We start from the raw sequence: 25,815 nt of genomic DNA on the forward strand, positions 1-25,815 counted from the left end.
TATTTCTGCAGGTCACCGTGGTGCCGGACACGCGGAAGCGGAGCCGCCGTTTCCGGCAGCCCCGCCCCGTTTTAGCTCGCTCGTGCTATTTGTTCTCCGACGCCTACTTCAGCTTGAAGTTGGCGTCGATGCGGGAGCCGTCAGCCGCGACCATCGACAGCTTGAAGCAAGCGCCGGGGAGGTTCGGCGTCTTCCAGTTGTAGATGTACTGGCCGCCCGTCGAGTCGTACCGCAGGGAGGTGTTCCCGGTGGACGTGATCTCGACTCCGTCCTGGGCCGCCAGCGGGTTGCAGGTCACCTGCGTGATTCCCATCGTCACGATGCTGGTGTCCGTCAGTTCCTTGGACCCGGCGAACAGTTCGAATTTGGCGGGTACGGTGCTGCCGGCCTTCACGGTGTTGGTGATGCCGCCCATGTCGATGGGCTGGTAGAAGCCCTTGGTTTCCCAGGCCTTGACCGTGTAGGTGTGCGTCCTTGTGGAGGTGCGGCCCGCGTTGTCGGTGGCCGTGGCCGTCAACGTGTGGGGACCAACCGACGTGCCGTAGCCGGTCACCTTGCAGCCGGCCGGTCCGGAGCCTCCGTCGGTGGCGGTGCAGGTGGGCGCGGCGCCGACGGAGCCGAAGTAGGCATCCCCGGGGACGGAGTCAAACGTGGCAACCGGATCCGTGAGGTCCACCTTGAAGGAGTCGCTGGTCGCGGCGCCGGCAGGGGTGGTGTTGTCCGCGTCATCCGTGAAGGCCGGGCTGGTGAGGACCATCCCCGTGCCTTCTCCGCTGGAGACAGCCTCCTTGACCGCGGATTCCGGACCCGACAGCCCATCCGTCCCGGTGAAGGTGGCTGTGACCGGGCCGGTGTACCAGCCGTTTGAGCCCGCAAGCCCGCTAAGGCCCGTGAACGAAACGGACGGCGCGCTGAGGTCGATCTTGTAGTTCACGGACGCCTCACCGGCCGCCGCCGTGTTGCCGGCAACGTCCTCGAAAGCGGGGCTGTCAACGACGACGGCCATTCCCTCGCCGACGGACGTTGCGGTCCCGGTGGCTACTGCCGGACCCGAGACGGAATCGGTGCCGGTGAACGTCGCAGTGACCGGTGCGTTGTACCAGCCCTTGGCATTTGGCGCGCGGTCGGCCTCGGTGTAGGCAACCGACGGGGCCGTCCAGTCGATGTTGAAGCGTTGGATGACCGCACCCAGGGCCGATTCGTTGCCTGCGGTGTCACTGAACACCGGGCTCCTCACCTCGATGTCTTCTCCTTCCGCGCCGTCGGCTGTAGTTGCGGTCGCCGTTTGCGACGCCGGGCCGGACGTTGCATCGGTGCCGGTGAAGGTTGCTGTGACAGGACTCCTGAACCAGCCGTTGTTACCAGCCAGGCCTTCGGCGCCCTCGTAGCTGACGTCGGGGTCGGTGGCATCGAGACCCAGCGGCACGGTTTCCATGGAGGCGGTTCCGCCGGCGCTGGTTGCGGAGCAGGTGTAGGCGATTTTCGCCTGGTCCGCCAAAATGTTCTGCTGACCGCAGCCTTCAGTGGTCAGGGAGGTCGGCGAATCCACATCGGTGACAGTCCAAGTGAGGACCAGCGGCACAGTGAACCATTGGCTGAGGCCGTTGGGGGTTCCCGGGTTCAGGGTGTAGCTGATCTGCGGCCGGCTGGGGTCCACGATGTTGTAGGTCGCGGATCCGGTGGCTTCTAGTCCGCCGCCGTCCGTGTAGCTGCAGCTCGCCGTCTGCGCGCCGAGGCCGTCTGCCGCGTAGGTGCCGGTGATGCCGCTGAGCGTTGCGGCAAACGTCTTGTTTCCGTCTTCAGCATCCACGATGTTGCAGGAGGCTGCCGGGACGGCGCCCTTAGAGTACGAGGCGCCAGTGCTGACTCCGCCTACCGTGAGGGTTGGCGCCGTGTTGGCCGGGGCGGGGGCCACCACGTTGACGGTGAATGTCGCCGGCGCAAGGTTGAAGGTTCCGCCGGTCGTGTTGGCGGTCTGGCGGGCGGTGACCGTCGCGGTGCCGCCAGCCACCGGCGTGATGGTCAGCACCTTGGTTTCGCCGCAGCTTCCGAACGTCACGGATGCTGGGCTGACGGTTGCTACTGCAGTATCACTCGATGCGAGACTCAGGGTGAGTACGGTGCTTCCGGTCAGGTTGCAGCCGTTCTTGCCCGGATCGTTCGTCGGGTCAATGGCCAACGTGGTGGTCCCCGCAGCGCCGCCAACGTTCAACGGCATGGTTTCGGCCTCCGCGTCAACGGTCGCATCGATGGTGTTAAAAACATCATCCGCCTGCGCCACACCCGCCCCGGCAAGGAGCAGTCCGCCCGCCGTCACCGCGGCCAGGAGCTTCCGGCCGGCACGTCCCGCGGACCAGGCGAATCCCGGGCCCGCTCCCCGCCCCCGCTTGGTTCCCTGTCCGGGACCCCTTCGATCTAATGTGTTCACTGCAGCGCCTCCCATCGCAACAATGCGGCCGTGATTGGCCGCAAATGTAGTCCCGATGCTAGGGGCAAAAGCTCAGATAAACACCAGTACATTCCACTCGATTTTGGGTGTTTTCATACCTGTTTTTTGTACGCAGTACTCACTTTTTCACTTAGGCGACTTCCGTTGACTTGGTGCACTTTTGTCACACCGTTTAGATGCAGCTACTTGCAGGCGTAGTTGTAGTCGAGTCCGCTGGAGACATACTGGGTCACTGCCACCTTGCTGCCCGGCGTAAGCCCGGCCAGGGAGCAGTTCGACTTGGCGCCATTGAGGGTTCTGGCCCCGGCGAGCCAGCTTGGAAGCCCCGCCAGGTTGCTGGTGGACGGAACCGTTCCGGCAATTTTGCTCCACTGGGCGCCGGTGGAATAGAGCCCGACGCCGGCGTTGATGCTTTCGAAGTAGGCGGTCATTCCTTCCAGGTCAGCCCGGTTCGCAGTCGTGTCGCTCTGCCAGCTGTTCCCCGTCTCCACATCCAGCCACCAGAAATAGTCCTCCGGCCGGTCCACGCCACGCAGCTTTGCGTCGTCGTACGCTTTGGCGTAGCCGTACACGTAGGCACAGGCCGCATCGTTCTTGCCCTCGCACTTCCCATACGAGCTGGTCACGGTGGTTCCCATGTACTCATTGGACGTTGGCCACCAGGAACCGGCCAGCCCCGGGTTCGCGGTGTTCACATAGAGGGCCACGCGCGGCTGGTTCGTCACTGCCGGATCCTTGATCGTCGAATCAGCCCAAGCAAGCTGTTCCTGCAGGCACGGATTCGTGGTGTTCGCGAGTCCGTTGTTGACGCCGACGATCGCGAAGGCGAGTCCGGCGGGAAGGGTCTTGCCGCATTGCGGCCATGAGACATCAATGCCCACGGGATCAGACGGACGCGGCGGGCCCGCCATGGCCGGACCACCGCCCATCAGCGCCAAGCCAAACGCAGCGGCAAAGGACAGAACCATCTTCATCATTGATGCGGCCATACCCAAGGTTATATACCAAGCGGCCCCGGGCAGGAATACTCAGCATGCTTAGCGAGTTGCTGCCCTTAGGAGCCGACCCGAACGGGCCGGCCGGACAGGAGCAACATCATGGCAAACATTCTGATGGTGGTATCCGCTGCCGATTCCCTCACCATGCGGGACGGTACCCAGCACCAGGATCGAGCGGACGGCTTCCGTGAGTACCTCGCCAAGATCGACGCCGAACTTTCTGCGCCGCTGGTGCTCGCCGACGTCGACCCCTCCGGGTATGACGCCGTGGTGATGCCGGGCGGCCACGGCCCCATGGCGGACCTCTACCAGGACGACGACCTGGGCCGCATCCTGGCTGAAGCGGACCGGGCCGGCAAGGTCATCGCGCCGTTCTGCCACGGCCCGGCGGGCCTCCTCAGCGCCGTGGACGGCGACGGGAAGTTTGCGTTTGCTGGGCGTCGCCTCACCGTTTTCTCCGATGACGAGGAACTCAACGGCGGCACCGGACCCAACACCCCGTGGTTCGTCGAGGACGTGCTGAAGGAAAAGGGTGCCATCGTGGAGAACGGCGCCGCCTGGGGCTCCAACGTGGTCCGTGACCGCAACCTGATCACCGGGCAGAACCCGCAGTCCAGCGAGGACGTGGCCAAGGAAGTCATCAAAGCCCTCGGAGAGTAGGCCGGCTTCCCCCGACGGGCAGCGGCGGCCGGGCAGCTTCGTTCCGGCCGCAGCGTCACGGCCGCAGGTTCCGTGACGCCAGCGGACGCCGGATTAACCCCGATTACCCCCTGTATCGCAGGGTTTCAGCGCGCTTTGACCGGGTTTTCGCGCTGACGGATAGTTGCTGGCACAAGCACCGAATCCGCACACTTCCAAGGGGAACCCATGGCCCGTTTTTCACTCAAACCCGCCGTCACAGCAGCGCTGGCCGCCACCACTTTGCTGGGGCTGGCGGCGTGCTCGGACCCCGGGGCTTCTGCGGCTTCGGGGTCCGCCCCGGCAACGTCGTCCACGGGCGTCAAGCAGTTCAACCTTTCGCCGGAGCAGGACCGCGTGAAGGCTGAAGTGGATCCGGCCGCCGCGGCTTTGGTCCCGGAAGCAATCAAGAAGGACGGCAAGCTGACGGTGGCCGTCAGCCCGTTCGCGGCACCGTTGGCCGTCTATGCCACGGACAACAAGACGCCGGTGGGCAATGAGGTGGATATCGCCGTCGCGCTGGCCCAGACGCTGGGTCTGGAAGCTGACATCGTTCCCACGGCCTGGGCCGACTGGCCCCTCGGCGTCGAGTCCGGGAAGTACGAGGCCGTGCTGTCCAACGTCACGGTGACCGAGGAGCGGAAGCTCAAGTTCGATTTCGCCAGTTACCGTGACGACAAGCTCGGCTTCTACGCGAAGGGCGACAGCGACATCGCGAAGGTGGAATCCGCTCCGGATGTCGCCGGCAAGCGCGTGATTGTGGGTTCGGGGACCAACCAGGAGTCCATCCTGCTGCGCTGGGATGAGGAGAACAAGAAGAACGGCCTCCCGGCGGTGGAGTTCCAGTATTACGACGACGACTCCGCCTCCTCGCTCGCTCTCCAGTCCGGACGGGCGGACCTGACGTTCGGGCCGAACGCGACGGCGGCATTCAAGGCGGCTTCTGACGCCAAGACCAAGCTGGTTGGCCTGGTGGACGGCGGCTGGCCGCTGAAGGCCAGCATCGCGGCCACCACCAAGAAGGGCAACGGTTTCGCCGCCGCAGCCCAGGCGGGCCTGAACCACCTGATCGAAGACGGCAGCTACGCCAAGATCCTTGACCGCTGGGGCCTCAGTTCGGAGGCCGTGCAGAAGTCCGAGCTGAACCCGGCAGGACTGCCCAAGAAGTAGTCCGGCTTTCGACGGGGAAAGTGCAGGGCGGCCGGCGGCTGCCCTGCACTTCGTCGTGGCGAAACCCCGGCACTGCGGCGTACGCTCATGGCATGACCCCGCAAGAGCTTGCCAACCTGGCGCACCTGCGCCGGGCGCGGGACCTGATCGACAGGGACTTCGCCCGCGCCTTGGACGTGCCCACCATGGCGAGCAAAGCCCTGATGTCACCGGCGCACTTCTCCCGGCAGTTCCGGGCTGCCTACGGCGAGACCCCCTACAGCTACCTGATGACCCGCCGGATCGAGCGGGCTATGGCGTTGCTCCGCGGCGGCATGAGCGTGACCGATGCCTGCATGGCGGTGGGCTGTACGTCGCTGGGATCCTTCAGCTCGCGCTTCACGGAACTTGTCGGGGAACCGCCCAGCGCATACCGGCTTCGGGAACACAGCGCAGTGGAGGCGATGCCGGGTTGCGTGGCACGGATCAGGACACGGCCTGCGCGGCGGGGTGCCAGGCCCGCAGGTCCCGGGAATGAAGCTGCCGCCCAAGTGAGCAGGATTCGAGAAGCGGCCCTGACGCCCGCGGAATAGCTTTGTTGCATGAACATTTCACTCCAGTACTGCAACATCACCGTCAATGACACCGAAAAGGCCCTTGCCTTCTACCGGGATGCGCTCGGCCTCGAACTGCGCAACGACGTGGCCTCCGGAGGATTCCACTGGATCACGCTCGGCAGCGCAGCCCAGCCGGGCCTTGAGATCGTGCTCTCCGAGCCGCATGCCGGCCGCTCCCAGGAGGACGGGGACATTATGCAGGAGCTCCTCACCAAGGGAGTCCTGCCGATGCTCGTCTTCCGTACCGACGATCTGGACTCCACCTTCGAGAAGGTCCGGGCGTCCGGGGCCGAGGTCATGCAGGAGCCGATTGACCAGCCGTGGGGTCCGCGCGACTGCGCCTTCCGGGACCCCTCCGGAAACATGGTCCGGATCGCCCAGGCTCCGAAGGACTGACGCCTCCGGCGCAGGTCAGGCAGGCCACCAGCACAAAGAATCCCCGCCGGACTCCGTCCGGCGGGGATTCTTTGATGGGCGGGCCCGGTCCTCTAGAGGTACTGCTGCCAGATGGTCAGCTGCAGCTTCACCGTATCTGCGGCCGACTGCCGGTCAGCATCTCCCACTTCCGTGCCGGACACGTCGCCGCCCATCGGCTCAGACCCTCGCTTCCGAAGGCGCAGCCCCGACGGCGGACTCCGCACGTTCCGGCGTGGCCAGTCCCAGGTTTTCCCGCAGCGTGCTGCCGGCGTATTCGGTGGGGTAGACGCCGCGTTCCTGCAGTGCGGGCACCAGGTGGTTGACGATGTCGTCCAGGCCGGTGGGAATCAGCCACGGCGAGATGTTGAAGCCGTCCACGGCGCCGGTGCGGGCGTATTCCACCAGCCGGTCGGCAACCTCGGCGTAGGAGCCGTTGAAGGTGGCGTCCACGCGGCTGGTCTTGGCGGAGACGAACTGGCGGATGGATAGTCCCTTCTCCTTGGCTTCCGCCCGCCACTGGTCGGCCAGCTGGCGCGCCTTGGCCCCGTGGAAGCCGCTGCCGCGGGTCTCGGAGGTTTCCTCCACCACCGGATCAATCTCCGGCAGCGGCCCGTCCGGATCGTATTCACCCAGTTCGCGTCCCCAGAACTGTTCCAGGTAGGCGATGGCCTGCTGGGGTCCGATCTGGAGGCTGCGGACCCAGGTTTTCTTGTCCCGGGCCTCCTCCGGCGTCGCGGCAAGGATGAACTCGCTGGCCGGCATGATTTTGACGTCGTTCGCCCCGCGTCCTGCGTTCAGCGTCCGCTCCACGATGTCGCGCCGGAAGTCCAGGGCGTCGTCGAGCTTGGGGTGGGCGGAGAAAATAACGTCGGCCTGCCGGGCAGCGAAGTTCCGGCCCTCCGGGGAGTCGCCAGCCTGGAACAGCACGGGCCGGTACTGGGCGCTGCGGGGCAGCCGCGGGGTCACGTCAACGGTGTAGTGCTGCCCTTCGTGGACCACGCGCTGCCACTGCCCGGCGGCCGGGTCATGCGAATCCCAGATCCGCTTGGCGGTCTCCACGAACGCCTCGGCATGCGTGTACCGGTCAGCGTGGTCCAGGTACCCGCCGCGGCGGAAGTTGGCGCCGGTCCAGGCGTTGTCCGTGGTGACGATGTTCCACGCCGCGCGTCCGCCGGAGAGCAGGTCCAGCGAGGACAGCCTGTGCGCCAGGTCCGCCGGATCGTTGTAGGTGGTGTTCTGGGTGGCAACGAGTCCGATGTTGGAGGTCACCGCGGCCAGTGCTGCGAGCATCGCCTGGGCGTCGGGGCGTCCGGCAACGTCCAGTTCATGCGGGCGGCCCAGGTGCTCACGGAGCCGGAGCCCCTCACCCAGGAAGAAGGCGGCAAACAGTCCCCGTTCCGCCGTCTGGGCGATGCGGCGGAACGATTCGAAGTCCGTCTGGGAACCGGATTCCGGCGCCTTCCAGACAGTCCCCGAATTCACGCCCTGGAAGAAGATGCCGAACTGGAGCTTGCCGCTCGGCTGGTATTTAGCACGGCTGTGCTGTGTCATGGTTTTCCCCTAATTTCCGACGGCGGTTGCGGCGTAGCGGCTGGCTGGGCGTTCGAGGCCCAGCAGGTCCCTGAAGGTGCCATCAAGCGGCACCGGGGCGAGCACTCCCCTGCGCCGGAGTTCCGGGAGCACCAGGCGGGACAGTTCCTCGAAGTCGATGTCGAACCTGGCCGGATGCAGCCGGACACCGTCCGCCACTTCCAGCACTTCGGTCAGCAGATCGGCCAAGTCGGCCGCGGATCCGGCGAAGCGTGCCCGCCGGGCACCGTCAACCCCGCCGCTGCCTGGCTCCCCGAAGGCGGACGATTCGTCCCCAAGCCGCTGGGCGCCGGCCTGACCGCGGGCGTCGAGAACGACGTCGAGCTCCACCACGACGGCGGGTGACCCGCCGCCCAGCCGTTCCCGCACGTCCCGGACCTCGTCCGCGAGGAGTTCCGCCGTGGGCGCGGAGACCAGGACTGCGTCCACCGCGGAGGGCTCAACCAGGCCTGCGCCGACGAGGGACGCCGGCACGAGCACCGGCAGCTGTCCCTGCAGTGGGCGGGGGATGATGGACGGGCCCTTGACCGAGTAGCCGGGGCCGTCGAAGTCCACGTAGTGCAGCTTTCCGGCGTCGAGGTAGCGGCCGCTGGCGACGTCGCGGATCACGGCGTCGTCCTCCCAGGAGTCCCAGAGCCTGCGGCTGACTTCGATGGACGCCGCGGCTTCCTGCGCAAGGCCGTCACCGGCAACGTACGAGCGCCCGACGGCGGCGGCCGCCGCGGGGTTGTCCTCTGCGGTTGCGATCCAGCCGGCACGCCCGCCGCTGACATAGTCAAGGCTGGCGAGCTGGGTGGAGGCGTGGAAGGGCTCGGTGTAGGCCGTGTCCACTTCCGGGATCAGGACAAGGGAGCGGGTCAGCGGCCCGGCGAACGCGGCGCGCTGCAGCGCGTTCAGCCGTCCCTGCGCCGGGGAATCGCTGAATGTCACGGCGTGGAAACCGGCCGACTCGGCGGCCAGCACGGCGGCGGCGAGTGCCGAAGCTCCCCCGGCAACGCCGTCGAGCTCGAGCGCCAGGAATCCCCAGCCTCCGGCGGTGTTGTTTGTGTTGCCCATCATGCCTCCTGACGTTCGGTGGGGGTCTGCTCGCCGGCTTCGACCGCTACCGGTAGCCGGTTTTCGGCGGGCGGCAGCGGGCATGTGGCCAGGTCTGTGTAGGCGCACGGTAGGTTCACGGCCCGGTTGAAGTCCAGGTGGACCGTGCCATCCGCTCCGGGTGCCGCAATGGTCAGCGAGCGGTTGGCTGCGTAGGTGGTCTTGCCGGACGTTTCATCCGTGAACAGCACGGACAGGCTGCCCGGTGCGTGGCCGTTGAATGCCGTCAGCGTCAGGTCCTTCCCGCCCAGCCGGAACCGGACCTGGCCGGGGGCTTCGTACACATGCTGGATGCCCTCGACGGCGGCCCCCACCGTGGTGGCGCGCGGCTCGTCGAACGGAACGAATGTTCCGTCCACGGCAAATGCCGGGTCCGGTGCGTACGCAGGCGTACCCCTGTACTCCCGGAGCAGCGGGGTCTCCGGGTGGCGCGGCCGGACGATGTATTCACCGCCACGCTTGGCGAGCTCGACGACGGTGTCCCCCGCCGCGAGGTTGACCCCGCCGCGTTCGGCGATGGGCCCAAACAGCACGGTGGCGCCGCCGTCGGCGTTCAGTTCCCTGCCGTCCTGTTGCAGGGTCTCGCCATCCGCCAAGACCAGGCGGACGGCGTCGTTCTCCACATTCCAGGTGCCGGGAACGCCGTCAAGCCGCGCGGGTTCCTCCCCGAGCCAATGCAGGTGCGTGACGGCGAGGAAGCCGTGGGGGTCAGCGCGGTGCCGCTCATGGGCGGCGTGCCACTCGGCCCAGGCTGCATTGAACTGCCCGTCCCGGTGTTCCGGTGCGTCCCGGTGATCGGGGTTGGCGAGATCCGCGGTTTCAGTGTGCGTAGACGTGGGCATGATCGCTCCTGTAGTTGTCGTGGTCGGCGGCGACGGTGGCGGCGGCGTCCGGTTCGGTGGCCCCGGCAGACTCCGGACGGCCGCCGAATGGATCCGGCGATTCCCACAGGCTCGTGGGCGCCGCCGCCCGGACTTTGGGGATGACCTCGAGTGCAAACCGTTCCAGGATCTCCAGCTGCTGCTCAAACGGCAGCGTGGTGGGCAGCGAGATGGACTGGAGGTCGTGGCCGTACAGCCGGTGGTAGCTGAGGATCTTGTCCACCACCTGCTCCGGGCTGCCCACCAGGGCGGGCCCTTCCGCCACCGCATGGTCGATGTCGCGGAACGGCGAATTGTTCCCCGGCACATTCCGGCCGGCGGTCAGTGCCTCGTACACAGGGCCGAACTGCCTCTTGGCCTCCTGCGTGGTGTCCGCTATGAACACGCCGCCGGCGCCGCTGCCCGATCCGAGGAACTGGTGCCGCGGATCGTGCCCGTGGCGTTCGTACTCTTCGCGGTAGTGATCGATCAGCACCTGGTAGTTTTCCCGCGGCTGGATGGCATTGGCGGTGAACAGCGGATCGCCCCACTTTGCCGCGAGCGCCGCGGAGGTCAGGGTGGTGGCGGAGCCGTGCCACACCCGGGGCGCGCCGGCGAACGGCCGCGGCGTGGTGGTGGTCGGTTCTGTCAGCGCGGACCGGAATGTTCCGGACCACGTGACGTTTTCCTCGGTCCACAGCCGGCGGAGCAGCCCGTATTTTTCGGCCAGAAGGTCCCACTGGTCATCAAGGTCCAGGCCGAAAAGCGGGTACTGCAGCACTTCGTTGCCTTTGCCGATAACCAGTTCCAGCCGTCCCCGGCTCAGCTGGTCAATCGTTGCGTAGTCCTCCGCAACGCGCACGGGGTCAAGGACGGAGAGGACGGTCACCCCGCTTTGCAGCCGGATCCGGCTGGTTACAGCGGCGATGGCGGCCAGCACGGTGGTGGGCGACGACGAGATGAACTCGCCGGCGTGCCGCTCCCCCACCGAGAAGCTGTCGTAGCCCAACTCCTCGGCGCGCTGCGCGGTCCGGACCACCTGGTTGAGCCGGTCAGCCGTGGAAACGATCGCCCCTGTGACCGGGTTCTTCAGGTGCGGGATGATGTCGAGGACCTGGAACTTCACTGGGTTTTCCCCGCCTGGGGCGTCCCGAAGTTGGCTTCAGTGACCGTCTTGGACTCCGGCAGTGCTTCCTCGGACAGGCCCCAGCGTTCCAGGACCTTGCCGTAGGATCCGTCCTTGATGGCGGAGTTCAGCGCCTCGGTGATGACCGGCGCCAGCCCGTTGCCCTTGAGCGATGTGGCGGCCACCAGGGTTTCGGACGGCCAGCCGGCGTTGACCTTGCCCACGATCTTGAGGTCGTCCCGGGTGTTTTCGCGGTACGCAGTGGACGGGTAGGGCGCGATGTTCAGGTCGGTGCGGCCCGAGGACAGCGCCAGGATGGTGTCGGCGTCGGAGGAGTAGTACTGCAGCACCGCCGGCGCCTTGCCCTTGCCCTCCAGTTCCTTGTTCCAAGCCAGCAGGATCTTTTCCTGGTTGGTGCCGGAACCCACCGAGACCTTCAGGCCGGAGATGTCGTCCGCGCCCTTGATGTCATAGCTGGAGCTCTTCTTGGCCTCGAAGCCCATGTAGGCGGCCCGGTAGCTGGCGAAGTCGAACAGCTTCACCCGGGCGGCGTTGATGCCCACATTGGAGAACACTGCCTCGAAGTCGCCGGACTGGGTCTTCAGCGGCCAGTTCTCCCAGGACGTGACCTGGACGTCGAGCTCGAGTCCCAGCTTGTCCGCCACGAGCTGGGCGATGTCCAGTTCGGAGCCGATGGGCGTCTTGTCGTCCGTGGCGTGGAAGGACAGCGGGATCGAGCCGGCCGTGGTGGCCACGGTGAGCTTGCCGTCCTTGCCGATGAGCTCGGGGACCTTGGCGGCGAGCGCCGCGTCCTTCTCCGCCCGGATCCGCTGCTGGTCCGGCGAGGTGTTGTAGACGACGCCGTTGCGTGCCGCCGTCGTCGCCGGCTGCTGTCCGGAGGCCGCCGCGCCCGGATCGGCGCAGCCGCTCAGCGCCAGGGTGCCGGACAGGGTCCCGAGGAGGACGACGGCGGGAAGCGCCGCCAGCGTGCGCGTTCGGCCGCTGCTGTTGTGCCGGAAGGTGGAGAGTGCCATGGGGAGGTCCTTTAGATGTTGAAAGCGGGTTCGATCACCTTGGAGAAGAAACTCCGGGTGCGTTCTTCCTGCGGGTTGGTGAAGATGTCCTGGGGTGCGCCCTGTTCCACGATCTGCCCCTGGTCCATGAAGACCACGGTGTCCGCCACGTCGCGGGCGAACCCCATTTCGTGGGTCACGATGATCAGCGTTGTGCCGGATGTGGCAAGCTCGCGGATGACATCCAGGACTTCGTTGACGAGTTCGGGGTCCAGTGCGGAGGTGGGCTCATCGAACAGGAGGATCTTCGGGTCCAGTGCAAGGGCCCTGGCGATGGCCACACGCTGCTGCTGGCCGCCGGAAAGCTGGCGCGGATAGGCGCCGGCGCGGTCTTTGAGGCCAACCCTGTCCAGCAGTTCCAGTCCTCGTTCACGGGCTTCGGCCTTGGTGAGGCGCGGCTTGCCGGAACGCGGTGCCACCACGGGCGCCACGGTGACATTTTCCAGCGCAGTGAGGTGCGGGAACAGGTTGAAGTTCTGGAACACCATGCCGATTTCGGTGCGCTGCTTGAGGATGTCCTTCTCGCGCAGTTCATGGAGCCGCTTTCCGCGGACCTCGTAGCCCACCAGTTCGCCGTCGATGGCGATGAAGCCGCCGTCCACTTTTTCCAGGTGGTTGATGGTGCGCAGCAGGGTGGACTTGCCGGACCCGGACGGGCCCACGATGACGGCCACTCCGCCCGGTTCAACGGTCAGCGTGATGCCCTTGAGGACTTCAGTGGCACCGAAGGATTTCCGGACCTTGGTGATTTCCACGAGCCCGCGGGTTGCTGCGGGGGCCGTTGGATGTTCTGGTGCAGCGACGGCGGTGCTCATCGGGTGCTCCTTGCTCGGTTGTCGGAAGCGGCGGCGTGGGTTGCGAAGAACCTGCGGGCCTTCTGGAGCGGCGTCAGCGGGAGGGTCCGCACAGCGCCCTTCGAATAGTGCCGTTCGATGTAGTACTGGAAAACGCTGAGCACCGAGGTGATCACCACGTACCAGAGCGTGGCCACGAGGAGCAGCGGCAACACCTGCTGGGTGCGGTTGTAGATGACCTGCACGGTGTAGAACAGCTCCGAGTACGCCAGGACGTAAACGATGGAGGTGCCCTTGACCAGGCCGATGATCTCGTTGAAGGCGGTGGGCAGGATGGCCCGCATGGCCTGCGGCAGGACGATCCTGGTGGAACGGCGCCAGGCCGGAATGCCGAGGGCGGCTGCTGCTTCCAGCTGGCCCTGGTCCACCGAGAGGATGCCGCCGCGGATGATCTCCGCCGAGTAGGCCGCCTGGTTCAGCGTCAGGCCCAGGACTGCAGCCGCGAACTGGCTGATCAGCGTGGTGGTCTGGACTTCGAAGAAGCGGACGTCCGTGAAGGGAATGCCCAGGCTGATCTTCTCGTAGAGGTAGCCCAGGTTGTACCAAAGGAGCATCTGCACCAGGAGCGGGGTGGAGCGGAAGATCCAGGAGAAGGTCCAGGACACCGAGACAAGCAGCGGCGAGGCGGAAAGGCGCATCAGGGCGAGGATGAAGCCCAGGACGAACCCCAGGGCGCCGGAGATGGCGGTGAGCTTGAGCGTCTCCACCAGCCCGTTCACCACCGACTGAGCGGTGAACCACTGCGCCACAACCCCCCATTCCCAGCGCGGGTTCGTGGCCAGGGACCACGCCACCGCGGCCACGCCGAGCGCCACTACTGCAGTGCCCACCCAGCGCCACGGGTGGCGGGACGGGACCAGCCGGTAGTCGGCGTAGTCGGTGGCGGGTCCGCGGGACTGCGGGTTCTCGGGTCCCTGGGGTCCGCCCTGCTCCGCGGACGGGCCGGGATTGGAAACACCTGCGTCAGGTCCGGCGGACGCCGGTCCTGCTGCGGACTGCGCTGCCCGGGTTGCTGTTGAACTCATGCGCCACCTCGCTTCTTGTCTTGCTGGATTGGTTTATCGCGTTCGGATTGCTGCAAATCTAGGGACGCCGGAAAGCGGCAGCAAGGCGGCATGTTGCATTGCTTCACGGAGGTTCTCACGGCGTCATGAGTCGTTTTCTTGCGCGGATTTACCCGCTGTTACGCGGCGTGAACGGCCGTGACCCGAGCCTCGACCGCGGTCTGCCGGGCTGCCTAGCATGAGGCGAAAACCCCGGTCCCGGACCACCCCGCCTGAACAGGAGCCCAGCCGTGCCAGCGAACATCCCTACCGTGGCCTTTGTGGGTGGCGGTCCCCGGACGGCGGGCGTCCTGGAACGCCTCGCGGCCAACCGTCCGGAGCTGTTTGCCCGCCCGCTGGCCGTCCATGTCATCGAGCCCCACGTTCCCGGCTCCGGCAGGATCTGGCGCTATGACCAGCACCCCGGCCTGCTGCTCAACTCCGCGGCAGCAGACATCACCATGTTCACCGATGCCTCCGTAACGTGCGAGGGTCCCGCCGCCGACGGCCCCGGACTCGACGGTTGGGCTGCCGGCGTCCTGGACGGCAGCATCACCGACGTTCCCCCGCTCCCCCCGGAACTGCAACGCCAGCTGCGCGCCCTGACCGGCGCCACGTTTCCCACGCGCCAGCTGCAGAGCGTCTACCTTGAGTGGTTCTTCCGCCGGGCGGTTTCCGCGCTGGGCCCCGACGTCGCAGTCACTGTCCACCGGGACACTGCGGTACGGATCGATTCCGACGGCTACGACGGCACCGGCGCGTACCGTGTCAGGCTCGCCGGCGGCGGGACTGTTGACGCCGACGTCGTGGTTTCCGCCCTTGGCCACACCGATTCACTGCCGGACGATGCGTCCGCGGGTTTCGCCGGCTTCGCGGCCCGGCACGGCGGGTTCCACGCCGCACCCAGCTACACCACCGACGTCGACTATTCAGCGCTGGCCCCCGGCCAGGACGTGATCGTCTCGGGCATGGGGCTGGCGTTCGTGGACCTCGTGGTCCTGCTGACCGAAGGCCGGGGCGGCCGGTTCGAGGAAACGCCCGACGGCGCTCTGGCGTACGTTGCATCCGGCGCGGAACCGCGGCTTTGGGCGGGTTCGCGGCGCGGGGTTCCGTACCATTCCAAGATTTCCTCCGCCCTCCGCGGCGAGCCGGCAGATGCGCCACAGTTCTTTACCGCCGCTGCCGTGCAGGAATTGCTGGCGCAGCACGGGGAGCTGGATTTCCGCGCCCACCTCTGGCCGTTGATCGCCAAGGACGCGGGCTACGGCTACTACCGGGAGCTCTTCACGGGCTACCCGGAACGCGTGGTCATCGGCTGGGACGAATTTTCGGACCGTTTCGCCGCACTGGATTGGTACAGCCCCGAACGCGAACGGCTGGTGCTCGAGTCGGTGCCGGACACTGAGTTCCACCTGGACTTCGAGAAGCTGGACCAGCCGCTCGCCGGACGTGACTTCGCTGGCCGCCATGACGTACAGGAGGCCGTGGCAGCCTACATCGAGCACGACCTCCGGCTGCGCACCAGCCCTGACCACTCGGAGACGCTGGCGCTGTTCATCGCCCTGCTCAAGGTCTACATGGACCTGGGCCGGCTGGTGCCGCCCGAACGGTTGAACGCGCGGTCGCAGCGGGAGGTACACGGCTGGTGGCACGGGTTCTTCAGTTTCGTGGACTCCGGCCCTCCGCCACAGCGGCTGCGGGAGCTGCTGGCACTCCACCAGGCAGGGCTGCTGCAGTTCCTCGGCCCTGGGCTGGAAGTCGGCGCCGATGAGGCCTCGGGGCAGTTTGTGGCCGTGTCCGTCAGGGGCGGGGTGCGGATATCCGCCAAGGCCCTGATCGAGGCTAGGCTGCCCGCCCCGGCAGTGGCAGGCTCCGCGAATCCACTGCTGCGGTACCTGCACGGCTCCGGATTCGGCAGCGAGCAGACGGTCCTCACCGCCGACGGGCTCCATGCAACCGGCCGGCTGCTGGTGTCCGCGGCCAGCGAGCTCGTCAGCCCGGTGGGCGAACCGAACCGCAGGTTGTTCGCCGTCGGGCCCAACACCTCCGGCTGGGGCGCCGGCGCCTTTGCCCGCCCCGGAACCAACGCTGCGCCGTTCCGTGAGAATGATGCACTGGCGCGGCGGATCCTTAGCGTGCTGGCGGAAGATGAAGCATCGGCTGTACCGGCCGTATCGGGAAAGGCTCAGTCATGGAACAACTAACCGAGCCGCCGGCGTCTTTGCAGGCGTCCGAACTGACGGTGCTCAGCCTGCCCATGCACGACGCCCGGGTACGGCCGCTGCTGGACGAGCTCGCCCACGAGTACGACACCCGCTACGGGAACCTGTTCGGCCGGGGAGCGGCCGCCGAAGAACTCAACCGTTACCCTGCGGCGGAATTCACCGCGCCGGGCGGTGCCCTGCTGATCGTCCAGGAAAACGGCGAATCCGTAGCCGGCGGAGCGTTCCGGCGGCACGGGCCGGACACGGCGGAGTTCAAACGGATCTGGACCCACTCGGCCCACCGCCGCCGCGGGCTGGCCCGGTTTGTGCTGTCCGAGCTTGAAGCCCTCGCCGCCCGCCGCGGCTACAGCCGGGTGTACCTGACCACGGGACCGCGGCAGCCCGAGGCGACACACCTCTACCTCAACTCCGGGTATGAGCCGCTGTTCGACCTGGCAGCCGATCCCGAAACCATCAAGTTCCTGGCATTCAGCAAAGATTTGGAGCCGCGCGGCTAAGCTGTCGGCATGGCCATCAAATCCACTGCAGATAAAGTCGCCACCATCCAGAAGGGCTACACCTTGGAGGGCGCCACCATCGAGCTGGGAGCCGCGATTGTGGACGGTGAAGTCCACAAGGATGCCCCCGTCCGGCTGCCGCTTTCCATGATGAACCGGCACGGCCTGGTGGCAGGCGCAACGGGCACCGGCAAGACCGTCACGCTCCACATGATGGCGGAGCAGCTCTCCAACGCCGGCGTACCCGTGTTCCTTGCCGACATCAAAGGTGATCTCTCGGGCCTCGCAACCGCCGCAGCGGGCAGCGAGAAACTGAAGGCCCGCACGGACGGCATCGGCCAGGCCTGGGCGGGCAAGACTTTTCCGGTGGAGTTCCTGGCGCTCGGCGGTGACGGCAACGGCATCCCGGTCCGGGCCACCATCACTTCCTTCGGCCCGATCCTGCTTTCCCGCATCCTGGAACTCAACGACACCCAGGAATCCAGCCTGCAGCTGGTCTTCCACTTTGCGGACAAGAACAACCTGGAACTGATCGACCTGAAGGATCTCCGGGCGGTCATCCAGTTCCTCACTTCGGACGAGGGCAAGGACGAACTTGAAGCGCTGGGCGGCCTTTCCAAGGCGACCGCCGGCGTCATCCTCCGCGAACTGGTGACCCTCGAGGCCCAGGGCATGGAGGCTTTCTTTGGTGAGCCCGAATTCGACACCGCCGAGCTGCTGCGCACGGCCCCGGACGGACGCGGCGTCGTCACCTGCCTGGAACTGCCCACGCTGCAGACCAAGCCCATGGTGTTCTCCACCTTCCTCATGTGGTTGCTCGCCGACCTCTTCGAGGACCTTCCCGAAGCCGGAGACCTGGACAAACCCAAACTCGTCTTCTTCCTCGACGAAGCCCACCTGCTGTTCAACGACGCGTCCAAAGCGTTCCTGGAGGCCATCACCACCACCGTCCGGCTCATCCGGTCCAAGGGCGTGGGAATCTTCTTCGTCACCCAGACGCCGAAGGACGTTCCGGCTGATGTCCTGGGGCAGCTGGCCAACCGCATCCAGCACGCCCTCCGCGCATTCACCCCGGAAGACGCCAAGGCCCTGAAAGCCACCGTGTCCACGTTCCCGGTGAGTGACTACGACCTCGAAGAAACACTCACCTCGGCCGGCATCGGCGAAGCCGTCGTGACAGTGATGAACGAGAAGGGCGCTCCCACCCCGGTGGCCTTGACCCGGCTGCGGGCACCGGAATCGGTCATGGGCCCCAGCACGGAGGAGCTGGTCAAGAGCAGCGTGGCCGGGTCCGCGCTGCTCGTCAAATACGGCACAGCCGTAGACAACGTGTCCGCTTACGAGAAGATCTCAGGAACGAAGGCTGCGTCCACCGGCGCGGCTGCCCCCGGCCAGCCGCCCACTCCGGCCAGGGACGTCTTTGTTCCCGGCAGCCCGGTTCCGGGAATGGACCAGGCAGCGGTCGACGCCGATGCCCGCCGCATCGAGGAGGAAATCCTCGGCCGCCCCAGCAGCAGGCCTGCCCCGGCACCCGAACGACCCCGCAGCAGCGAGCGCCAGGCACCCCCGGCACAGCAGGAACAAGGCGGTGGAATGATGGGCGACCTCGCCGGAGCCCTGGGTGGCGCACTCGGCGGCGGTCTCAAGAGCATGGCCCGTTCGCTCGGTACGCAGCTGGGCCGGGAGTTGCTGCGGGGCGTCTTCGGCACCTCCTCGAGGCGCCGCCGCTAGCACCTCCGCCAGGGTGCCTGCAGGGGCCCCAGCGGGAGCCAGCCAGCCGCCGTCGGACTGTCTGACAGCCGCTCTGCAGCGTCATGCGGGGAGGCCTCATCACCTGCTTTCCCGTGCCTTACCGGTAACGTAAGGTGCGTGCAGATGAGTCAAGCGTTGGTGAGGATCGCAGCCGGGTGGCTGCTGGGCCTGATGCTTGCCATCGCCGGAGCCGTTGTTGCGGTGAATCTGGTCAACGCCTCGGTAGCGAGTCCCGAGCAGCCCGTACGTGAATATTTGGACGCACTGCAGAAGGGCGAAGGCGAAAAAGCGCTGGGCCTCCTGCGGGCCTCCGTTCCGGAAAGCGACGCCGCCATGCTGGACGGAACAGCGCTGCAGACGGCCGCTTCCCGGGTGACGAACGTGAAGTTCGGCGAGACGCAGGACCGCACGGGGAACCAGGTCATGGTTCCGATGGAATACACCATTGACGGCAGCCGGCTCAGCACCGAGTTCCTGCTGGAGCGAACCGGCACCGAATGGCTCTTCTTCAACAAATGGGCATTCGTGCCGGCCACATTGCCCGTTCTGGAAGTCACGGTGGTCAACTCCAACCAGGCCACCCTCAACGGTATTCCGGTGAACATGCCTAACGGCCGCAATTCCTTCGCCGTCTTTTATCCCGGCGAGTACGAGGCCAGCCTGAACGGTGAATACTTCTCGGCTCCGGCCAGCCATGCCACGGTGTCCGGACGGGACGTACCCACGGCGCCGCTGAGCCTCCTGACCCAGGCAACCTCCGCGCTGAAGGACGCAGTGGGCGCGAAGGTCAAGGAATTCCTGGACACCTGCGCCGCGGAGGCCGTGAAGGAGCAGAAGCTGCAGCCGGACTGCCCGTTCTACCACGCCACGTTCAACCGGGTCACGCTAGGAACCATCAACTGGAGCATCAGCGAGTACCCGAAGGTATCCATCGAACCCTTCGGCGGCCGCTGGGTGGTGGCCCCGCTGGACGGGAAGGCCCGGTTGAAGGCGCAGCAGACCGACCTGTTCACCGGCGCCGTGACCGACCTCGACGTCGAGCACGACTTCAGCTTCACCACCCGTCTGGACGTCGACGGCGACACTATCAGGGTCACCCCGCTCCTCAGCTACTAGGCTCCCGGCGGCTGCCGTGCTGCTGCCGTGCGCTGTCGCAGTGTGCGTCACGCAATGCAGACTTTCACGCCGCCGCCCAGCATACTTGCCCTAAATCCAGCGGAACTTCATCCCTTAGCGGCTCAAAAGCATGCGTCCAGTGACTGCAGCTCAGGGCCGGCCACCACGGCGCCCGGCAAGAACCGCGAGAACTTCGGCCAGCATTCGCCCCGGGCTGTGGACCACGTCCGCGTAGTAGTAACGAAGCACTGTGTAGCCCTGCACCACAGACCGGTTGTTCCGGCGCTGGTCCTTTTTCACCTGGGTCCATTCGCCGTGCTGGCGCCCATCCAACTCGATCACCAGCCAGCCTTCCAGCAACAGGTCCACGTAACCGACGCCGTCGATATAAACCTGGGCTTCGACCTGGATCCCGGCCTGCCGGAAGCACGTCCTTGCCAGGGTTTCCAACATCGAGTCCGCTCCGCGGTCCACCCACTGCAGGACCTCGCGGGCACGCCCGTTCCTGCGCCCTGGCAGCCTGTGCCGCAGGAACTCCACCGTCATATCTCCCCGTCCCACGGCACATTCGACCATGATCAGCGACTCCCGCAGCGGCAAACACCGTAAGGCATGGATCAGGACGTCTCCAAGGGACGCTACAGGCATGTTGGCGTGTGGTGGCAGCAGCAGGCCGCCGTGCGGCACATCGCCGTCGAACGCATCGCCCCGTCGGTGATACACATGGGCCGGGCCTGACGAGTCCAGCACCCACAGCCCATAGAAGGGTGCGGCACTGATACAGGTAAGGAGCTGGCGGCGCAGGAGCAGGCCCACGGTGTCCGGGTTGGCCGTCTGGAGCGCATAGAGCCCCCGGGCAGGCTGTCGTACGCCAGCCCTCACGGCCCGGCGCAGCGCAGCATCGTCAACGCCGAGCCGGGCGAGTACGGGCCTCCGCGCCGCTCCCCCGCACGCGGCCAAGGCTGTCTCCACATCCATGCCGCCATCCTGCACAAGGCCGGAGTCACCAAGCACCCGCGGGCAAGGTTATGTGGAAATCTCCGCCGCCCACATCCGGCGTCACCCCGTGCAAGCTCTTGCGGCCGGCGCCTCCGTCCCGCGCCGGTTTCGTCCCGGAATCGCGGCGACCAATTGCCCGTGGACGCCAAAAGGCTGCGGCGCGTGACGCTTGGTCACGGGCCGCAGCCTTCAGTAGTGCTTTGGGGAGGACCTCAGTCCATGCCGCGGAGGTCCAGGACCAGCTCGGTGTCGCCGTCGGCCTGCAGCACCACCGGGATGCCCCAGTCCTGCTGGTACAGGTGGCAAGCAGCGTGGTCGGGGATCTCGCCGTCGGCCGTTTCCGGGCCGTCGCAAGCGGCAGCGCGGGCAGTGATGTGCAGGACGCCCTCCGGAACGTGGGATGAGAGCTCCAGCGTCCGCTGCAGGCCCACTGATGTCCCGCCGCCCGCAACCAGCAGCTCGGGCGGGGTGGAGGAGATCTTCAGCTGCGTGGGGTCGCCCCAGCGGTCGTCCAGCTTCTGCCCGGTGGGCGCTGTGAAGCGCACGGTCAGTTCCAGCGTTCCTGGGGCTACGGGGCTCTTGGGCCGGTGGGTCTGCACCGCACCCTCGTCCACCTGCTGCGCTTCCTTGGGGATGGGCACGTAGATCAGCTGGTGCTTGTTGGCTTCCACCACCACCAGCAGCGGCTCGGAGCCGGCCGTGTGCGTGTGGTCCACAATCACGTCGGACGGCTCGGAGAGCCCGCGGGCGAGCGTCGACACGGTACCGGTGGCCGGATCGTAGCGGCGCACGGCACCGTTGTAGGTGTCGGCGATGGCTACGGAGCCGTCCGGCAGCACCGTGACGCCGAGCGGGTGCTGCAGCCGTGCGTCGGCGGCCGGCCCGTCACGGAAGCCGAAGTCGAACAGGCCCTTGCCGACGGCGGATTCCACGGTGACCGTACCGTCGTCGTCGATTACCAGTTTGCGGAGCGCGGAGGTTTCCGAGTCAGCCACCCAGATGTTGCCGTCGGAGTCCTCGGCCAGGCCGGACGACTGCGCGAACCAGGCTTCGTGGGCGGGACCGTCAAGCAGGCCTTCGAGCCCGTTTCCGGCCAGGATGGACACGGCGCCGGAGACCGGGTCGAAGCTGAAGATCTGGTGGACGCCGGCCATGGCCACCACCACGGCGTCGAGCTTGGCGGACCACACCACGTCCCAGGGCGAGCTCAGCGCGACGTCCAGGGGATGGTCGCTCAGTCGTCCGGTGAAGCCTGCCGCGTCCTCGTCCACCCGCGCCGGCCCCGTCTCCAGGAGGCGCTGCACGCCGCTGCCGGCGAGCGTGGTGACGGTTCCGTCCGCGAGGGACAGCCCGCGCAGGCGGTGGTTGACGGAGTCGGCAATCACGACGTCGTAGCCGGTCTTCGCCGCCACGTCTTCCGGCAGCAGGACAAGGCCCTGCGGTTCGTTGAACTGTGCGGTGGCCTTGACGGAGTCGACGTCGGCGCCGGGGCCGTCGGCGTAGCCCTTCGTTCCGGAACCGTAGGTGCGCAGCACCGTGTGGAAGTCCGTGTCCAGCTCCACCAGGCGGTGGTGGCCCGTGTCCGTGACGAGCCAGGAGCCGGCGTCAGGCGCGGCGCCGTCGGACGTCCCGCCGTCGGACGTCCCGTTGGAGCGGGTGCCGCGGCCGGCCGGGAGGAAGAGGGCCTTGCCCGGGAAGCGCAACGTGCCCGACGTCGGCTCCGGGGCAACGTACGGGCCGTTGCCCCGGTGCAGGGTTCCCTTGGACTCGTGCTGGGCGATGAGTTCCGGGATCAGTACGGACAGGCCGTCAGCGTGGCCTTCGCCGGACAGGTGCGCCACAATGTAGCCCTCGGGGTCGATGACCACCAGGGTGGGCCAGGCGCGGGCCGTGTAGGCCTTCCAGGTCTCCAGCTCGGGGTCGTCCAGGACGGGGTGGTGGATCTCGTAGCGCTCCACGGCGGCGGCGAGGGCGACGGGGTCGGCCTCGTGCTCGAACTTCGGCGAGTGCACGCCCACCGTCACCAGGACGTCGGAGTACTTCTCTTCCAGCGGGCGCAGCTCATCGAGCACGTGCAGGCAGTTGATGCAGCAGAAGGTCCAGAAGTCCAGGAGCACGATCTTGCCGCGCAGGGCTTCCAGGTCCAGGGATTTCCCGCCGGTGTTCAGCCAGTTACGGCCCACCAGTTCGGAGGCGCGGACCCGGAGGTGGGTGCGTACGGTTTCGCTCATCAGCGTCCTTCCAGCTTTGAGTTGCGTTCAGCCAGCTTGGCGTCGCGTTCAGCCAATTTGGCAAACATATCGTTGTAAGCAGTGAGATCGGCGTCGTTATTCCTGTCGGCCGCGCGGTCGGTCCGTTTGGACTCCCGTGCATCCGAACGGGACCACATGATGGCGACGCCGATGGCCACCAGGAGCGTGGGTACTTCGCCGATGCCCCAGGCCACTGCGCCGCCCATCTGCTGGTCCAGCAGCGCGGAGGGTCCCCAGGCCCGGCCCAGGTTGCCGAAGTAGTCCGCGGCCAGCAGGTTGGTGCCGCCCATGATCGCGACGCCGAAGAAGGCGTGGAAGCCCATGGTGGCCAGCAGCAGCAACAGACGCATGGGGTACGGCGCGCGGCGGGGCAGCGGGTCCGTGCCGATCATGGTCAGGACGAAGATGTAGCCGGTAAGGGCGAAGTGCAGGTTCATGAGTTCATGGCCCACGTGGTCGCGCATCGCGTAGCCGAACGCATCCGAATAGTAGAAAAGCACGATGGAACCGGCAAAGTTGGCCGCGGCGAAGAGCGGGTGGGTGACCAGCTGGGAGAACTTGGAGTGCACAAACAGCAGCAGCCATTCACGCAGGCCCCGCGAGCCGTCTCCGCGAGCCGGCAGGGCCCGCAGTGCGAGCGTCACGGGCGCGCCAAGCACCAGGAAGATCGGCGCCACCATGGTCAGCGCCATATGGTCCACCATGTGCGCGGAGAACAGCACCCGGCCGTAGACCGACGGCGGTCCGGACGTGACGTAGGTGAGCACCACCAGCCCGATCACCCAGTTGATGCTCCGGAACCAGGACCATTTATCGCCCCGGCGAAGGACCTTTGCCACGCCGAGGAAATACGAGACCAGGCCGAAGGCAGCGACGGCGATCCAAAGCCAGTCCAGACGCCACTCTGTCAGCCAGCGTTCCGGGGTCAGCTCAGGCGGCAGTTCGTAGCCGGAGAGGATGAACGCCGGCGAGGCGTCAGGAGCGAAGGTGGTCGGCTGCGGCGGGGCGGAACGGCCAAGGGCGACGGCGATGCCTGAGGTGGCGCCCATGATCAGCACTTCTGCGATCACCAGCTGCCAGAGCACCCGCCGGGAGGAGAGGGCGCCGCCCTTGCGGTTCAGCTGCGGGATGACCCACTGGCGGTGCATGAGGCCGATGCCGCCGAGCATCAGCGTGGCGACGGCCTTGGCAAGCACCATCTGCCCGTAGGCAGATCCGAAAAGGTCGTGCCAGTTGGTGATCCGGATGCTCGCGTTGATGATGCCGGAGGCGAACACCAGGACAAAGGCGAATCCGGCCAAGGAGGAGAAGCGGCGGAGCGTGGGCTCGGTGATGTCCGCCTTGCCGGCTGCTTTGGCGCCCGCGTTGGCGTTGGCCCCCGTCAGGATGCCGGACAGGACAGCCAGCATGATGATGCCGCCCACCCACGCGGATACGCCCACAAGGTGCAGGGCCAGCGAGTTGATGGCGCCTTCATGGTCGCTTGAGCTTGAGGAGTGGCCGATGAGGGCGATGGGCACCATGCCCACCAGCGACAACACCAGCGTGAGGGCCAGGCCCGTCAGAGACCTGACTCCGAACAATGCCGTGGTCACTATTGCGGCAACGATGGTGACGGCGAGCCAGGCCCGGCCGGTCTCAATGTCCGTCATGAAGTAGACCAGCGCGCGGGTGAACTCGGCATCCCCGGAGAGGGACTGGCCGGCCACATCCGCATAGGTCAGTACCAGCACTGCAATCGCTGACAGCGTCCACGCAGCGCCTGCAGCAGCAGCCACGGCCAAGGCACGGGAGAACGCCGGATGCTCAGGTGTGGCAGTGTCCTTGGACCGGGATCCGTTGGCGTTGCGGGGCAGGATGCCTACGGCGAAAATCAGGCCGCCGATCACTGTGGCCAGCGAGACGTTGTGGATGGCTTTGCTGACGGGCAGTCCCCAGCGGATCAGTGCCCCTGGATCTGACACCTCGCGTGCGGCGGCTGCCCCGGAGAACAGGAGGGCGCCCACAAGTCCCAGGAAGAGTGCGGCAAGGCCGGCGAACTGCCATGCCCGCGAAATGCCCGTTACGCTGCCGGATGCCACAGTCTTTCCCGGAGTGGGGGAAGGCTGCGGAACGGTGGGGCGGGATTTTGCTGCTGAGGGCACCTATCCATTGTCCGCTACGGGTGCCTGCGCCGCGAATCGGCCGGTTTCGCCAAACACCAGTTAACGCAAAGGGAGCGGCAACCCTCAGGTTGCCGCTCCCTATCAAGCGTTGGACGCCGGGTGCTACTTCTTGGAGACAGCAGCCTTCAGCTTGGAGCCAGCGGTCAGCTTGACGCTGTGGCCAGCGGCGATCTGGATGGTCTCGCCGGTCTGCGGGTTGCGGCCGGTGCGAGCTGCACGGTCGGTGCGCTCAACTGCGAGCCAGCCCGGGATGGTGATCTTCTCGCCCGCGGCGACAGAGGTCTCGAAAACCTCGAACAGTGCATCGAGCACGGAGTTGACGGCTGCCTGGCTGGTGCCGGCCTTGCCTGCTACCTCTGAAACAAGTTCACTACGGTTCTTAGCCATTGATGTCCTCCTGGACGGTCATGATTTCTGGAGCCTGAACGCGGCATGCGCACAAGCCACTGTTCGAAAACTTACCAGCTTGCCGCGGTCAGGTCCGCAAATTCCGCGTGTTTCCGCCATTTTTTGAGGTAAATCACCGGTTTTGAGGCCTTTTGACCCCGTATTTCGCCATCAGCGGACGGCCGCCGCAGCTCCCGCAGGGACGGGGACGGAACGCTCTCTCACCTTTCGCACTCACCACGGCGACGCTCTCTCACTTCCTGCGGGTTTTTCCCCGTCGCTCTCGCACTTTGGGGGGAGGTTCGACGGCGGTGGCTGGCGTGGGTGCCTGGCCGGTTTTGCCGGGTGGTGGGTGAGGGTCCGGCGAAAGGGGCGCCAGGATCTGGCAGTGCGTTGCCCGGGGGCGGTTCCGGGTGGTGCCGGGTCGGGGGTGTGGTGTTAGGGGTGGTTTAAATGCGGGAGAGCCCCAACCG

Annotated in this window: 21 protein-coding genes; 8 read left to right on the forward strand and 13 right to left on the reverse strand. The window is 66.6% G+C overall.

Translation table 11 applies throughout. The features are described 5' to 3' along the window. Positions 1–103 precede the first annotated feature (103 nt). Together AC07YR_RS20325 and AC07YR_RS20330 are read right to left on the reverse strand one after the other, a co-directional pair. Complete coding sequence (locus AC07YR_RS20325) at positions 104–2,428, reverse strand: PxKF domain-containing protein (RefSeq protein ID WP_494735056.1); 2,325 nt, start codon at positions 2,426–2,428, stop codon at positions 104–106. Positions 2,429–2,631: 203 nt separating this feature from the next. Continuing rightward, positions 2,632–3,423 carry a glycoside hydrolase family 25 domain-containing protein gene (locus AC07YR_RS20330; RefSeq protein WP_494735072.1) on the reverse strand — a complete coding sequence of 264 codons (792 nt, stop codon included), beginning with the start codon at positions 3,421–3,423 and terminating at the stop codon, positions 2,632–2,634. Positions 3,424–3,546: 123 nt separating this feature from the next. Here AC07YR_RS20330 and AC07YR_RS20335 point away from each other — a divergent pair, with 123 nt between their 5' ends. From AC07YR_RS20335 to AC07YR_RS20350, 4 genes are all read left to right on the forward strand, one after another. Further along, positions 3,547–4,107, forward strand: coding sequence for a type 1 glutamine amidotransferase domain-containing protein (locus AC07YR_RS20335; RefSeq protein ID WP_494735057.1), 561 nt, complete (start codon positions 3,547–3,549; stop codon positions 4,105–4,107). Between the two features lie 207 nt (positions 4,108–4,314). Then, on the forward strand, positions 4,315–5,295 hold the full coding sequence (locus tag AC07YR_RS20340; RefSeq protein ID WP_494735058.1) for an ABC transporter substrate-binding protein: 981 nt from the start codon (positions 4,315–4,317) through the stop codon (positions 5,293–5,295). Positions 5,296–5,387: 92 nt separating this feature from the next. Further along, the gene (locus tag AC07YR_RS20345) at positions 5,388–5,867 is read left to right on the forward strand and encodes a helix-turn-helix transcriptional regulator (protein ID WP_436059044.1); all 480 of its coding nucleotides are present in this window, start codon (positions 5,388–5,390) and stop codon (positions 5,865–5,867) included. 9 nt (positions 5,868–5,876) lie between these two features. Beyond that, the gene (locus tag AC07YR_RS20350) at positions 5,877–6,287 is read left to right on the forward strand and encodes a VOC family protein (protein ID WP_494735059.1); all 411 of its coding nucleotides are present in this window, start codon (positions 5,877–5,879) and stop codon (positions 6,285–6,287) included. Positions 6,288–6,485: 198 nt separating this feature from the next. Here the strand turns inward: AC07YR_RS20350 and AC07YR_RS20355 are convergent, their stop codons facing one another. The 7 genes from AC07YR_RS20355 to AC07YR_RS20385 are packed head-to-tail and all read right to left on the reverse strand — an operon-like array spanning position 6,486 to position 13,931. After that, a complete protein-coding gene (locus tag AC07YR_RS20355) occupies positions 6,486–7,859 on the reverse strand; it encodes an NtaA/DmoA family FMN-dependent monooxygenase (RefSeq protein ID WP_494735060.1) in 1,374 nt (457 codons plus the stop codon). 9 nt (positions 7,860–7,868) lie between these two features. Further along, a complete protein-coding gene (locus tag AC07YR_RS20360; protein WP_494735073.1) occupies positions 7,869–8,954 on the reverse strand; it encodes an LLM class flavin-dependent oxidoreductase in 1,086 nt (361 codons plus the stop codon). Continuing rightward, the gene (locus AC07YR_RS20365) at positions 8,954–9,835 is read right to left on the reverse strand and encodes a DUF1684 domain-containing protein (RefSeq protein ID WP_494735061.1); all 882 of its coding nucleotides are present in this window, start codon (positions 9,833–9,835) and stop codon (positions 8,954–8,956) included. The genes AC07YR_RS20360 and AC07YR_RS20365 overlap by 1 nt, the downstream gene beginning before the upstream one ends. After that, positions 9,813–10,979 carry an LLM class flavin-dependent oxidoreductase gene (locus AC07YR_RS20370; RefSeq protein WP_494735062.1) on the reverse strand — a complete coding sequence of 389 codons (1,167 nt, stop codon included), beginning with the start codon at positions 10,977–10,979 and terminating at the stop codon, positions 9,813–9,815. The genes AC07YR_RS20365 and AC07YR_RS20370 overlap by 23 nt, the downstream gene beginning before the upstream one ends. Further along, entirely contained in the window at positions 10,976–12,013 is a 1,038-nt protein-coding gene (locus tag AC07YR_RS20375) for a transporter substrate-binding domain-containing protein (protein WP_494735063.1), read from the reverse strand. The genes AC07YR_RS20370 and AC07YR_RS20375 overlap by 4 nt, the downstream gene beginning before the upstream one ends. A gap of 11 nt (positions 12,014–12,024) precedes the next feature. Further along, positions 12,025–12,867 (reverse strand): amino acid ABC transporter ATP-binding protein, encoded by an 843-nt coding sequence (locus tag AC07YR_RS20380; RefSeq protein WP_494735064.1) that lies wholly within the window; start codon positions 12,865–12,867, stop codon positions 12,025–12,027. Beyond that, entirely contained in the window at positions 12,864–13,931 is a 1,068-nt protein-coding gene (locus AC07YR_RS20385; protein WP_494735065.1) for an amino acid ABC transporter permease, read from the reverse strand. Before AC07YR_RS20385 ends, AC07YR_RS20380 begins: the two co-directional genes overlap by 4 nt. Before the next feature lie 269 nt (positions 13,932–14,200). Here AC07YR_RS20385 and AC07YR_RS20390 point away from each other — a divergent pair, with 269 nt between their 5' ends. From AC07YR_RS20390 to AC07YR_RS20405, 4 genes are all read left to right on the forward strand, one after another. After that, complete coding sequence (locus tag AC07YR_RS20390) at positions 14,201–16,153, forward strand: FAD/NAD(P)-binding protein (protein WP_494735066.1); 1,953 nt, start codon at positions 14,201–14,203, stop codon at positions 16,151–16,153. Further along, the gene (locus AC07YR_RS20395; protein ID WP_494735067.1) at positions 16,141–16,671 is read left to right on the forward strand and encodes a GNAT family N-acetyltransferase; all 531 of its coding nucleotides are present in this window, start codon (positions 16,141–16,143) and stop codon (positions 16,669–16,671) included. Before AC07YR_RS20390 ends, AC07YR_RS20395 begins: the two co-directional genes overlap by 13 nt. Positions 16,672–16,680: 9 nt before the next feature. Further along, positions 16,681–18,402, forward strand: coding sequence for a helicase HerA-like domain-containing protein (locus AC07YR_RS20400; protein WP_494735068.1), 1,722 nt, complete (start codon positions 16,681–16,683; stop codon positions 18,400–18,402). 144 nt (positions 18,403–18,546) lie between these two features. Further along, a complete protein-coding gene (locus AC07YR_RS20405; RefSeq protein WP_200939440.1) occupies positions 18,547–19,539 on the forward strand; it encodes a hypothetical protein in 993 nt (330 codons plus the stop codon). 150 nt (positions 19,540–19,689) lie between these two features. Here the strand turns inward: AC07YR_RS20405 and AC07YR_RS20410 are convergent, their stop codons facing one another. The 4 genes from AC07YR_RS20410 to AC07YR_RS20425 all read right to left on the reverse strand — a co-directional run bounded on the left by AC07YR_RS20410 (position 19,690) and on the right by AC07YR_RS20425 (position 25,342). Then, the gene (locus AC07YR_RS20410; protein ID WP_494735069.1) at positions 19,690–20,517 is read right to left on the reverse strand and encodes an endonuclease domain-containing protein; all 828 of its coding nucleotides are present in this window, start codon (positions 20,515–20,517) and stop codon (positions 19,690–19,692) included. Between the two features lie 233 nt (positions 20,518–20,750). Continuing rightward, entirely contained in the window at positions 20,751–22,769 is a 2,019-nt protein-coding gene (locus AC07YR_RS20415) for an NHL domain-containing thioredoxin family protein (protein WP_494735070.1), read from the reverse strand. Continuing rightward, entirely contained in the window at positions 22,769–24,934 is a 2,166-nt protein-coding gene (locus AC07YR_RS20420) for a bifunctional copper resistance protein CopD/cytochrome c oxidase assembly protein (protein ID WP_494735071.1), read from the reverse strand. The genes AC07YR_RS20415 and AC07YR_RS20420 overlap by 1 nt, the downstream gene beginning before the upstream one ends. 123 nt (positions 24,935–25,057) lie before the next feature. Further along, positions 25,058–25,342 carry an HU family DNA-binding protein gene (locus AC07YR_RS20425; protein ID WP_028271010.1) on the reverse strand — a complete coding sequence of 95 codons (285 nt, stop codon included), beginning with the start codon at positions 25,340–25,342 and terminating at the stop codon, positions 25,058–25,060. Positions 25,343–25,815 lie beyond the last annotated feature (473 nt).

Source organism: Arthrobacter sp. GW460-12-1-14-TSB2 (assembly GCF_059423525.1).